The 13,049-nt window shown below is 41.0% G+C and carries 9 protein-coding genes and 1 pseudogene; 4 read left to right on the top strand and 6 right to left on the bottom strand.

What is annotated here, in order from left to right:
* Window positions 1-511: 511 nt before the first annotated feature.
* The 3 genes and pseudogenes from ACFSN5_RS07170 to ACFSN5_RS07180 all read right to left on the bottom strand — a co-directional run bounded on the left by ACFSN5_RS07170 (window position 512) and on the right by ACFSN5_RS07180 (window position 2,326).
* A pseudogene (locus ACFSN5_RS07170) lies at window positions 512-762 on the bottom strand (hypothetical protein).
* Between the two features lie 912 nt (window positions 763-1,674).
* Window positions 1,675-2,037 carry a hypothetical protein gene (locus ACFSN5_RS07175; protein WP_165329117.1) on the bottom strand — a complete coding sequence of 121 codons (363 nt, stop codon included), beginning with the start codon at window positions 2,035-2,037 and terminating at the stop codon, window positions 1,675-1,677.
* Between the two features lie 37 nt (window positions 2,038-2,074).
* The gene (locus tag ACFSN5_RS07180) at window positions 2,075-2,326 is read right to left on the bottom strand and encodes a bacteriocin-type signal sequence (RefSeq protein WP_165329118.1); all 252 of its coding nucleotides are present in this window, start codon (window positions 2,324-2,326) and stop codon (window positions 2,075-2,077) included.
* A gap of 259 nt (window positions 2,327-2,585) precedes the next feature.
* Here ACFSN5_RS07180 and ACFSN5_RS07185 point away from each other — a divergent pair, with 259 nt between their 5' ends.
* Window positions 2,586-3,584, top strand: a complete 999-nt coding sequence (locus ACFSN5_RS07185) for a GIY-YIG nuclease family protein (RefSeq protein WP_165210084.1) — start codon at window positions 2,586-2,588, stop codon at window positions 3,582-3,584.
* A gap of 677 nt (window positions 3,585-4,261) precedes the next feature.
* Window positions 4,262-6,226 carry a KxYKxGKxW signal peptide domain-containing protein gene (locus ACFSN5_RS07190; protein ID WP_165329119.1) on the top strand — a complete coding sequence of 655 codons (1,965 nt, stop codon included), beginning with the start codon at window positions 4,262-4,264 and terminating at the stop codon, window positions 6,224-6,226.
* 686 nt (window positions 6,227-6,912) lie between these two features.
* Here the strand turns inward: ACFSN5_RS07190 and ACFSN5_RS07195 are convergent.
* On the bottom strand, window positions 6,913-7,794 hold the full coding sequence (locus ACFSN5_RS07195; protein ID WP_165329120.1) for a LysR family transcriptional regulator: 882 nt from the start codon (window positions 7,792-7,794) through the stop codon (window positions 6,913-6,915).
* A gap of 154 nt (window positions 7,795-7,948) precedes the next feature.
* On the opposite strand from ACFSN5_RS07195, the gene ACFSN5_RS07200 reads away from it, so the two are divergent.
* Both ACFSN5_RS07200 and ACFSN5_RS07205 read left to right on the top strand, forming a co-directional pair.
* Window positions 7,949-9,571 (top strand): malolactic enzyme, encoded by a 1,623-nt coding sequence (locus ACFSN5_RS07200; RefSeq protein WP_165329121.1) that lies wholly within the window; start codon window positions 7,949-7,951, stop codon window positions 9,569-9,571.
* Window positions 9,572-9,592: 21 nt separating this feature from the next.
* Entirely contained in the window at window positions 9,593-10,864 is a 1,272-nt protein-coding gene (locus ACFSN5_RS07205) for a 2-hydroxycarboxylate transporter family protein (RefSeq protein WP_165329122.1), read from the top strand.
* Window positions 10,865-10,969: 105 nt separating this feature from the next.
* Here ACFSN5_RS07205 and ACFSN5_RS07210 read toward each other — a convergent pair whose 3' ends face one another.
* Window positions 10,970-12,361, bottom strand: coding sequence for a sensor histidine kinase (locus ACFSN5_RS07210; RefSeq protein WP_165329123.1), 1,392 nt, complete (start codon window positions 12,359-12,361; stop codon window positions 10,970-10,972).
* On the bottom strand, window positions 12,343-13,011 hold the full coding sequence (locus tag ACFSN5_RS07215; protein WP_165210066.1) for a response regulator transcription factor: 669 nt from the start codon (window positions 13,009-13,011) through the stop codon (window positions 12,343-12,345). The genes ACFSN5_RS07210 and ACFSN5_RS07215 overlap by 19 nt, the downstream gene beginning before the upstream one ends.
* Window positions 13,012-13,049 lie beyond the last annotated feature (38 nt).

The following is a 13,049-nucleotide window of genomic DNA, read 5'->3' on the forward strand; positions in this document are numbered from 1 at the left end:
TAATAGGACAAAGAAACAACGACCAAACATTGAGGTATTTCCATAGTATCATGGGAAAAAGTACGGACAACCCTAATCCTGAAAATAATCTGAGTATTCTTCCAGACCTATTCATATTTTATTACCAATAATCCAATCTGCATTATTATAGCAATATCCTGCCGTAAGCTCCATATTGATAGCGATAACTCCTTATTGCTAAGGCTGCTGCAAAAGTACAGGCTGTCACATTCCGCAGTCAAACGATCCAGCTCCTAACATCCTTGAATCATTATCAAAAGAACCCCAACACCATGATGGAGGCGGGGAAATCCAAGTGTGGACTACTTTTTTCTAAAAAGTTGAAAAAACCTTATTGAGTAAATGATTATTATACTTAAAACCGCTAATGCCAGTAAGATAAACACAAATTTTCCAAAATGCTTATTTGGCGAACAAACAGCAACAAGGGCTAATAAAACGATTAAATAGATCAGGAAATTTTCTTTTAAAAAATTTTTCATAACAATAATTAAAGCTGTGAACCAGCAATACCACAGGTAGTTCCTACTACCATTCCCTCACCAACACCGCCAAGAACAGCACCTACAACACTTCCAGCTCCTGGTTCTACAGCTGTACCGGTGATTAAACCTTTACCCGCACCGTCAATTACTCCACCTGCAAAGCCTATCGCAGCTCTCAAGCATTAAATTCACTGCCAATTTCTGCAAGATTTTCACTATCTACAATTTCAAAATCACTAAATGCGATAAAATTCATGTCTACCTCCAATTTTGCTTACGGAAGATTATATATAGAACTGTACCATATCCTATAAATATAATAAACTCTATGATAGACCTCAGTTTAGAATACTCCCAATTTAGGTATAAAAATATCCCACAGAGTATCAAATAACTTACATAACAAAGCAGGAGAACTAAATTACGCATAAGCTAATTTACCCGATAAATATTGATATCCATCATAAATAAAATTAGCAGTTGGAACTGTAAATAAAACTGATGGAAGAGCTGGGAGCTTTAGTTGCGGATTGAGAAACAGGACTGGATCTAAAGTAGCGTCTGACAGCCTTTAAAATAATATTAATAGATATGACAAGCGCTATAATTAAAATAATATAAGTGACTTGTTCTTGTTTCATCAAATTCCTTCCAAAGATACGGCGTGCAAAGTAGGAGTGGCTAGGCACCTTATTAACTGTGAAACTTCTTTTCGTCCGAAGTTTCTTCGTGTCGCCAAGCCGTTTACGACTCAAAGAATTTTAGGACTTGAGCTTGGGGTAAAAGTTCCAAGTTTGATTCTGTTGTGCAGTACTAAACGATTGACGCAGTGGTTGGGAATAAGACTTGTTGGCTAGGCCTAGAAGTCTTACCCCCTGCATAGTTTATTAGGTTCTTTAGCACCAATGAACCACTTTCGAAGTTGCGATAGAACTGGCGAAGTAAGTATATCTTCCACGAAGCACCAAAACTTCTGGGACGGTTCATCTAATTCACAAAGTCGTAGGTGAATTCATTTTTTTCTTACATTAGGGGGTTAGAAAAAGCCCCCGACACCATGATGGAGGCGGGGAAACTTTTGTTAGAGCATAGTTAATGAACTTTTATATCTGTAGTAAGTTCTTCAGCTTTTTAACTGAAAAGAACTGTAACTAAAGACCAAAAGATATCAATCAATGTTTTTATTTATCTTTATCCACCTGATGATTCCAGCAATCAGAAGCACTGTTATTAAACCAATAGCTGTTAATCCTACTATAATAGCCAACATGTCCGAGATGACACCAAGTCTATATAATAACCGCATAATTGAAACTGCTGTAAGTATGATTAACAATGAAATTTCAAGCCTAATCTGAGAGGCAGTTTTACGGTCAACAATTCTTAAAAAGCTAGGAAGCAACACTAAAGTAATAATAATCAAAAATAGATTAGAAAATATTTTTTCTTCACTATTGAACGGCCAAATCATTAATAAATTAGCGATAACGTTCAGAGATGAAAATAAAATCAATGACCATCTTTTTGTCATTATCTATACCTCTTCCAAATGGAAATAGCCAAATAATTTATTCTCCATATGTTGCTGCACCGTAACCTATCATTGCTCCTGCAACGGCGGATGTAGCTAAATAAGCACAAGCAACTCCCCAACCAACTGGACCAGTAAGCGAAAGAAATGCCATCGTTGCACCACCATAAGTAGCTGCGCCTTCTAATATAGAATCCACACCCTTTCCAGCCTCTACAGTAGAGAGTAGTTGGTTATCTGCCACCTCAAAACTGTCAAACGCCATTGAATCCAAAGCTAATGTGTTCATTAAAAATTCTCCCTTTCTAAAAATCATGTTTACGCAGCTATTTTAACGCTTAAAATTTACTTATGCAAGGGGAATCAGAGTAATTTTGTAATTTTTAACACAAATAGTAATCGTTTGAAAATAAATAACAATCTTTCTGATAATTATAACTTTACTTCTTCTGAAAGGTTAAGTTAATTTTGCTATTTTCACAAGACGATCACTGACCTACGACAAGACCTACTATTTTTCATTCCTAAATCATGCTATAATGATTTCCATGACGAAGAAAAATCTGCTTAAGGGAGAGCGCATCGATCAGCTCTTTTCTACTGATGTTAAAATTATCCAAAACAAGGAAGTTTTCAGCTACTCTGTCGACAGTGTCTTGCTGTCACGCTTTCCAAAGTTTCCTTCTAAAGGATTGATTGTTGATCTCTGCAGTGGCAACGGCGCCGTCGGTCTCTTTGCCTCAACCCAGACTAAGGCCAAAATCCTAGAAATTGAACTCCAAGAGCGACTAGCTGATATGGGACAGCGCTCGATTGAGCTCAATGGCTTAACTGAGCAGGTCACCATGATTAATGATGACCTGAAAAATCTCATGGATCATGCTCCTCGCTCCAAAGTCGATCTTATCCTCTGTAATCCTCCTTATTTCAAGGCAACCGAAACCTCCAAGAAAAATGCCAGTCAGCACTATCTTCTAGCCCGTCACGAGATTACAACTGACCTTGAAGAAGTTTGCCAAATTAGCCAGCAGGCACTTAAAACCAAGGGGCGGTTGGCAATGGTGCATCGGCCGGAACGTTTTTTAGAAATTATCGATACAATGAGACGCTACAAACTGGCTCCCAAACGGATCCAATTTGTCTACCCCAAGGCTAATAAGGAAGCTAATATGCTTTTGATTGAAGCTATTAAAGACGGCTCTATCGATGGTATGAAGTTCCTACCGCCACTCATTGTCCATAAAGGTAATGGCGACTACACTGACGAGATTCATGATATCTATTTTGGTAAGAATCACAAAGCTTATATGTATGTCCTTGAATGCGCGGATGGCAGCCTCTACACCGGCTATACAACCGACTTAGACAAACGCTTAGCCAAACATAATGCTGGTAAAGGTGCCAAGTATACTAAGGCACGTCTCCCTGTTAAACTTATCTACTCGGAAACTTTCAATCACAAAAATGCCGCTATGAGTGCTGAGGCTAAATTTAAAAATAAAACCCGTCAGCAAAAGCTAGCTTACATCAAAGAACATGAAAGATAAGGGAAGTAACTCATTGCCACCTAAAAATAATAATACCGAGGCTAAAGGTTAGGACAACAATTCTGCCTTTTTTCTATCATTTGTCAAGCCTATCAAGAGTTTAGACAAGAACTATTTTTAAGACAGTAGTCACTTTAAGGCTATTGTCTTTTTTTATGATTTAATGGCTCGAAACAGTATACAAAAGCAACACTTTATTTTGTCATTTTTGTCTTGTTCTAGATTTACCATGTTGACGCGGTGGTTGGGAGTAAGACTTGTCGGCTAGGCCACCCACAGTCCAATGGACCGTTGCTGATTGTTTTTCTGTAACTGACGCTTCTTAGTTTTTAAGCGTCCTCTTTCAGCAATCCACTGGACTGTTGAAGTACTACACAAGTAGTAACGCCTAACCTAAATGAATGTGATGAACGGATGAATACCGTTCATCTTATTTCTAACCTCAAAAAGTCTTCAGATCTTTTGAACTGGACGGAAATGAACGATGAAATTAAGTTCTTCGAATTACGGCTGTCTGTCCTGCTCTCTTGTTATCCGTCAAAATCAACTATTCTATACTAAACAATAACTTAAACCATTGTAAAAAGAGTCGGGAAATGTTAATATTGTTTGAAGTTAAGGGTTATTTTTTAAATAATTTTTAACCAGTCAAATTATCACTTTTTAAGGAGAGTCAAATGGAAAGAAAATTGCATTACAAACTCCACAAGGTCAAAAAACAGTGGGTAACTATTGCTGTATCCAGTGCTAGTTTGTTAACTGGTATTGGTCTATTAGCAGTAACTGAAGGGCGAGTCTCTGCCGATGAAGTAGCTGCTGCAGCCGAGCAAGTCACCACCCCAAACCCTGTACAGGGTACAACACCCCCTGCTACTGAAACCGTCTCAATAGCTAATGCAACTAAGGCGCCAGCTGCTGCAGAGCATCAAAATACTGCGGTTGTATCATCACCATTAGCAACATCTGAGCCTGTCCAAGCTGACACTACTGTTGCTCCTGTAGAGGAAACTGTTGAGCAACAGCCTGCTCTATCAGAAAATTTTGAATCAACCGCCCCTCAAGCTCAGACTTCATCGGATCTGCAAGTAGCAGCTGAGGCTGACAAAGCAGCTGCAATTGGATTCCACTCTGATGACCAAGGCAATTGGTATTATGCTGATCAAAACGGTCAAAATGTTACAGGACTTAAAGATATCGACGGTGCTCCTCATTACTTCTACGAGGACGGGAAGCAAGCCAAAGGCGTTGATGTTCAAATTAATGATAAAACCTATTATTTCGACCAAGATACCGGTCACATGTGGAAAAATCGTTTCCGACTGGCTGAGGTGATTAGTTTCCCTCGACGAAGCCCAGAAGACAAGTGGGTTTATTACGGTGCTGACGGTGCTCGTGTCACTGGTAAACAAATCATCGATGGCAATGAGTATTACTTCTCAAGCACTGGTCAGGAGTACAAGGGTAAGATTCTCCGTAATGAGGATGATACGATTAGCTATTATGATAAAGACACCGGTATCAAGGTCAAAAATGGCTGGGGATATGCCAACTTTAATTATGCCCCAGTAGGACCCAGCCTTACCTACACCATGTACTTTGATGCTGATGGTAAAGCTGTGAAAGGCTTCCAAGAAATTGACGGGAAACTCTATCATTTCACGGAAAATGGCTACCTTACCGTTAGAAATGTTTATAGACCTACTTCAGCTACCACTAGTTCTTACGACTCTCTACCGCTAGTCTCTGTTTATAACGGTAAGGCTTACACCCCTGATAAACATGGCATTTTGACTGAAAACACAGAAGTCAAAAACCAATGGGTAGAGCAAGATGGTCAGACTTACTATGTGAATGCTGATGGGAAATTAGCTTCTGGTCTTCAAGAAATCGATGGGAAAACCTACTATTTTGGTATTGTTAAAGAATGGCAGTATAATGCCCCAGCGAAAGTGACAGGCAGCGACAATGCTATGTACCATGGTGAGGTCTGGTTTGAAGCAAATGGTCAACCTCACTACCATATCCCAACAAATAAGTATGATAACCATGATAATAGCTACCGCCTTTATTTCGGTAAAGATGGCAGTGCCGTTAGCAATCAATTTGTCCAAATAGGCGAAGTTTATAAATACTTTGGTAAAGACGGAAAGGCTCTTACTGGCTTGCAAACCATCGATGGAAAAACTTACTATTTCACCGAAGATGGGAGTCAAGTCAAAGGTAAAATGATTTCTACACTCAAGGGAGAGCGTTATTACCTTGATGCTGACAGTGGCGAAACTAAGACAAACTCTGATATTACTATTGATGGGGTAACCTATCACTTTGATCAAAATGGCCTTGGTACCGTCACAAACTATCCTGCAAAATCAAATCAACTGGTCTTCTACCGCCTTTATGCTCCATCTGGTAGTGTCTATAGCCATACACCTGAAAAAGCTTACTACAAAAATCCATCAGCAACTACCTTTACCAGTGATTTTTATTACTTCGATGAAAGTGGTAAGGCCGTAACGAATCGCTTCGTAGAAGTGGACGGAAACACTTATTACTTTGGTGCTGATGGTAGAGGGGTAACTGGCAATCAAACGATCAATGGTCAGGAGTATGTCTTTAATCCTGATGGTACTCTGGCTAATTAACTGGCTGTCATAACCGATAAGTTCACACAGATTACATCTATAAATAAAAGATACTGGGCAAATTTGTCCAGTATTTTTGTTTTGGAATAAACTCTTGATGCAGAGGCAAGACTTCTTGGCGTAGCCAACAAGCCATACTCCTGCACCGTTCATTAGGTACTTTAGAACCAATAACCCACTGCTGACAGATTTTCCTTTTACCGTAAGGCCAAAGCAGAAAAACTAAGAGAGTGGGACAAACAACCATGATAGCTTAGCCCTCACCCACAAAGTATTGTAATCTCTGAAGTTTTCGTATAAGAAATCAGTATTTCGAAGAAATTGATTTTCCTTGCTTTCTTATTTTAAGGTTCAAGTAGAAATCCTCAACTGAAGGATTTCTATCCCACCTCTGCACAGTTAATCTTAGTTCTCTCAAACAGTCTCCCAGACTGCTTGATCTATCACGTGCAAGGCAAGGGGTAAGGAACTCTTAATCCGCCACTGCGTCAATTGTTTATTACTGCCAAAAGAATCAAGTGTAGAACTCTATTTCCAACCTCAAAAGATCCCCCTCCCCTTTGAACTGTACGGGAAGTGGAGTGAAACGGTCTAGGGAGAAACTGTTTCAAGTCACCACCTTGAAACTAGGGCATAGGGAGAACCAAAATTTTCAATTTTCAGGTTGTTCATCCCCCTTTTACAGTCTACTTAATTTTTCCTAGTAACTCAATCAGATACTCAATCAATGGAGGCAAAACTGTGCTTTTTGAGTAGGCATAGCTGACATGAAAGCTGACATTATCATCATCGGTAAGAGGGATTTTGACCAAGCCTTCCAATTCTGAAAAGAGGAGAAAATCGGTCAGTAGAGTAATGCCAAGATTCTCTCCAACCATCTGTCCGATAATAGAAATCTCACTCAATTTCAAGAAGATATTGGCGCGCTGCCGGTATTTGTCATTCAGATAATTAAAGGCTTCTAAGTGCGTATGGCCTTCATCCAAGATAAGAAAGGGTTCATTTAATACCTCACCAAAGGAGACCGACCGCTTTTTAGCTAGGGGATGTTTTTCAGATACGACAATATAAAAGGGACGTTGATAAAGTTCCTTCGTTATTAATTTAGGATGATCTAAAGGGTGCAAGCTGCCGATAAAGCTGAAATCCAAGTCACCAGCCACCAACTGCTGGAGCAGGTCGACAGAGCCGCCGCCCACCATTTGCAGGCTAGACATAAAACTGAGATCTGCTCCTTTGTGGATAAGCTGTGATAAGATTCGTGCCCTGATAATCGGCGGAAATCCGACCTTGACTTCTTGACGATTGGCGCGGTCTATCTCTTTTTGTGAAATAGTCAGTTCCGCTAAAATGGCCTCAATATGCCTAGCTAGAATCTCCCCTTGATGGGTTAAAACGACTGAGCGATGAGAAGGATCTTTAATAAAAAGCTCACAGGCAAACTGATGTTCTAAACGCTTGATAGCATAGGTAATAGTGGGTTGACTGACCTTAAAAGACTGGGCAACCGCTGTAAATGAATTTAGTCTCGATAACTCTTGAAAATATTCTAAATCCCTGATATTCATACAGAACCTCCCTTGTATCGTCATCATTGTATCACAAAAACCGGTCTTATAAATAAAATTTATGATAAGGCAGACAGTTGACTATAAGAAGACGGCAAACCTATAATAAGGTCGCTCTTTGCGAGTAATACAACTTATTATAGAGGAGAATAAGATGAAAGCACATGATATTTTAAACAACCCCTTTTTAAATAAAGGAACAGCCTTCACTATGGAAGAACGTAAGGAACACGGCCTGATTGGTCTCTTGCCACCTTATGTGCAAACCATTGAAGAACAGGCAGATCAAGCTTATCAGCACTATCTGCAAAAGCCATCAGATTTGGAAAAACGCCTCTTCTTGATGGAAATTTTCAACACCAATCGCACCCTCTTTTACTACTTGTTTAATCAGCATATCGTAGAGTTCAATCCTATCGTTTACGATCCCACAATTGCAGATACAATTGAACATTACAGTCAACTCTTTGTAGATCCTCAGTACGCGGCCTACCTTGATATTAACCATCCAGAAAATATCGAAGAAACCTTGAAAAATGCGGCTGGCGACCGTGATATTCGCTTGATTGTGGCAACAGATGCTGAAGGAATCCTTGGTATCGGTGACTGGGGCGTCCAAGGGGTAGATATCTCTGTCGGTAAATTGATGGTCTATACAGCCGCTGCTGGTATTGACCCATCATCTGTAATGCCCTTGGTTATCGACGCTGGTACCAACCGCCAAGAACTTTTGGACGACCCAATGTACCTCGGTAACCGTCATGAACGGGTCCGTGGCCAACAATATGATAAATTTATCGACCAATTTGTTCAAACCGCAGAAAAACTTTTCCCTAAACTCTACCTTCACTGGGAAGATTTCGGGCGCTCAACTGCGGCTGACATCTTGAACCGCTACAAGAATGACATTCCAACTTTCAATGATGATATTCAAGGTACTGGTATTGTTGTTCTCGGCGGTATCTTCGGTGCCCTTGATATCACTGGCGAAAAACTCACTGACCAAATCTACCTTTGCTACGGTGGCGGTTCTGCTGGTGCTGGTATCGCTTCTCGAGTTCATGCTGAAATGGTCAGCGAAGGATTGTCAGAAGAGGAAGCCTACAAGCATTTCTTCATGATCGATAAGCAAGGGCTTCTCTTCGATGATATGGAAGACTTGACACCTGCCCAAAAACCATTTGCTAAGAAACGTGCGGACTTTGAAAATGCTGGGGATATGACTAACCTCCTTAATGTGATTAAGGTTGTTAAGCCAACTATTTTGGTTGGTACTTCTACAGATGCTGGTGCCTTCACTGAAGATGTTGTCAAGGCTATGTGTGACAATACTGAACGCCCAGTCATCTTCCCAATCTCTAACCCTACTAAGAAATTAGAAGCTACTGCTGAGCAAGTCATTCAATGGTCAGATGGTAAGGCCTTCGTAGCAACAGGTGTTCCTTCTGGTACGGTTACTTATAAGGGGGTTGATTATCAAATTGGTCAAGCCAATAATGCCCTTATCTATCCAGGTCTCGGACTTGGTATGCTTGCATCAGAAGCTAAACTCTTGACAGACGAAATGATTGGTGCTGCTGCTCACTCACTCAGTGGTTTGGTAGATCCAGGTCAGCCAGGGGCACCTGTCCTTCCACCATTTAAGTATGTAGCTGACGTTTCTATTAAGGTAGCTGAAGCCGTTGCCCAAAAAGCTCAAGAACAGGGCTTGGCTCAAGCAAAGGAAACTGATATGGCTAAGGCTGTCCGTGACCTCAAATGGTATCCAGAATACTAATATCGGAGGCTTTCAGCAATCATGAATAAACTGAATACAATCAAAATTTCTGGTGTTGGTCTCCCCTTGTATGTAGTCTTAGTGCTCATCTTGACTGTCACTATCTGGATGGGGAAACTCCCACTAAACATGTTGGGGATTACCTTCATGTTGGTTCTTCTAGGCCATCTCTTCTACTGGATTGGTCAAAAAACACCTTTCTTTAATACTTATCTAGGTGGAGGTTCGGTCATGACCCTCTTGCTGGCGGCCCTGCTTAACAGTTTAAGAATTATGCCCAAAACTGTTGTACAAGCGACTGCGGCATTTATGCAAGATTGGGGATTTCTGGATTTCTATATCGCCGCTTTAATTTGTGGTGCTATCCTTGGGATGAACCGCAACCTCTTGGTTAGGGCTTCGGCTCGTTTCATTCCCATCTCACTTGCTACTATGGTCATTGGTTTCTTTGCTACTGGTGGTATGGGAGTTTTGCTTGGACAAGGCTTTAGCCATTCTGTCCTCTATATTTCTATGGCACAGATGGCAGGAGGGATGGGGGCTGGTATCGTCCCATTATCTAAAATCTATGCCAGCCAACTTCATGTCCCAGCAGGTGATATTCTCAATCATCTAGCACCTGCGACAACCCTTGGTAACCTCTTTGCTATTATCGGTGCTATCTTTATCGCCAAGGCCTTTGCCAAGACAAAATACAATGGTCATGGTGTCCTTATCGAAGTTAATAAGGAAGAACTGGAAAGACCACACTTAACCCTCGATGCTACCAAGATCGGTGTCGGACTGATGTTTGCATTTGGCCTCTTTCTCATCGGGGTTATCCTCAATGCTTTTGTACCAAAAATTCACAGTTATGCCTTTATGATTATTATTGTATTTATCCTGAAAGCAACTGATACTGTACCCAAAGCACTTCAAGACTGTGTTGTTATGTTCAACCAAGTCGTCATGACCAACTTGACTCACGCTGTTTTAGCTGGTATCGGTTTGGCTATGATGGATCTATCTAAACTAGCACAAGCTATGACCTGGCAATTCCTTATCCTCAGCTTGACATCAGTTGTTGCTATGGGGCTTGCCAGCTGGTTCCTTGGTAAGATTTTCGGACTATTTCCAGTTGAAACAGCCATCGGAGCTGGTATGATTAACAACTCAATGGGAGGCACAGGCAATATCGCCGTCCTCTCGGCTGCCGACCGTATGGAAATGATTGCCTTTGCCCAAATGGCCAACCGTCTTGGCGGTGCTATCATCCTTATCCTAGGTGGTATTCTAATTCAACTGTTTAGTTAAAAATACAATCTTGACTACCTGCTTTACGGGTGTTTATTTTCCTCCACTTATCGAAGCGAGGCGGGTTGAAGTCACATAAAAAACAAGTTTGGGATCAAAAGTGTCTCAAACTTGTTTTTTTATAATAGGTAAGGTGATCGTGACCTGGCCGCCGCCTTGCCTAGCATTTGACACTTCCAGACTTCCGCCGTGCAGGCGGACAATATTATCCGCAACAGCCAAGCCCAATCCTTGGTGATACTGGCTTTTATTCCTGCTGGTATTAGAAGTATAAAAAGGCATTTTAGCCGATTCCAAGGCATTTTGACTAAACCCTGAACCACTGTCAGTGATGCACAATAAAAGCTGACTATCCTGCAATTCATAGGTCAAGCTGACCACACTTCCTGTTGGTGAATATTCCATAGCATTGCTTATAACATTTATGAGAGCTCGCTTAAGAAGAGTCTGATCCCAGTTGACTTGGATATCGGGCAGACTAGATAGAACCTGCGGTTCCCAAGTGACCTTTTTAGCCAGAGATAACCCCTTAGCATCCTTGTCCAAGTCATCCAAAAAGGCTTTAAGAGATATCGGATTCGGTGTGTAGTCTTGTCGTTTCTGACTTTTAGTCAATTGGTTGAGCGCTTGCACATAGTCATCCAGCAACTGAGCATTGCGCTTAGTATAGGCCAAAAATTCAGACTGCTGATCCGTCAGATTTGTCATTTCTAATAAATCCGTATTGCCCTTGATGACAGTCAAGGGCGTCTTGATATCGTGCGTTAAGGCAGCTATCTGGTTCTGCTTTTCCTGCTCCAATTGCCAGCTGCGCATTAGGGAATCTCGCAAACTAGTGCGCAATCTGTCCAAACTCTGGATAATTTGGTCGAACTCCCTGATTCTAGTCTTCGGTAAAGAAAATTCTAACTCCTCCTCTTGAATCTTATCTGTCATCCTTATAATAGGCTCCAACTGACGCTTGACATAACGGCCAAAGAAAAGGCTGATCAAGACAAAATAGAGCAAGAGCCCTAAGCTAAACAAACCAATAATAACCGTGCTCAGACGGGGCAAATGCTGCTCTAACCAAGGATCACGATAACGCTGCCTGAGTTGATAACTGACAATAAGATGGCTGCCGTCAGGCCTCCTAAAGGTTTTGAAATACCCATAGTGACCATGGTCAAGACGGTAAGAATCTTGAGATGACGTCGCCGCCTTCTTCAATGAAGAGCTCATATTAGTTTGTAGTTCCTGTCCACCTTTATCTACGAGCAGATAGCTAGTCCCTTGTGGAAGATTGGATAGCTTAAAATGCGAATCTGTCTCAATTGATCTTGTTAAGCTTATCAACTCGTTTTCTGTCTGATTAGCTGGCAAGATAAATCCGGTTCTAAAAGCCACTACCAAACCAATGTAAGCTATAATCCCTATTCCTACTATTCCCAGCACAACACTCATGAAATAAGTCATGAAAATACTGGTCAAGGACTGGTTTAATTTTTTGTTTGCCATTTGTAACCAATTCCCCAAACTGTTTCAATGGGCTCTGCTCCAGCCATCCGAAATTTTGCTCGAATATTTTTAATATGCTCGGCAATGGCCGCAGGTGCCCCGCGTTCTTCAAATCCATAGAGATAGTCATAAAGCTGCTCTTTAGAGAAAACCTGACCGCGGTGTTTGGCCAAATGCTCACAAATTTCGTACTCTGATTTCGTCAAAGCAAGTACTTGATTACTAATAGAAATTTCTTTGGCAGACAGATCAAACCGAATATTTCCTAAAACTAGACTGGTATGATGTTCACGCCTTTCCCGGCGTAAGTGGGCATTAACACGCGCTAAAAGCTCTTGGATACCAAAGGGTTTAACTAGATAATCATCCGCTCCGTAACTAAGGCCCGTGACAATATCTGCTTCTTGTGCTTTCGCCGTCAGAAAAATAATGGGACAGTCTACCAAAGGACGAATCTCCTGACAAAAACTAAGCCCATCTACATCAGGCATCATAATGTCTAGTAAAATTAAATCATAATCTGTTAACTTTGAACGGTCAACCTGTTCAGCACTGGTAAAAGTCTCTACCAGATATCTCTGCAACTCTAAGGTATTTTTTATCAAAGTCAGAATATCTGCCTCGTCATCAATTACCAAAATGCGTGTCATCTTTTTTCCTTTTTCTATTATTTGTAACTCCTATCATA

The organism is Streptococcus tangpeifui (assembly GCF_044503215.1).
Classification (GTDB): domain Bacteria; phylum Bacillota; class Bacilli; order Lactobacillales; family Streptococcaceae; genus Streptococcus; species Streptococcus tangpeifui.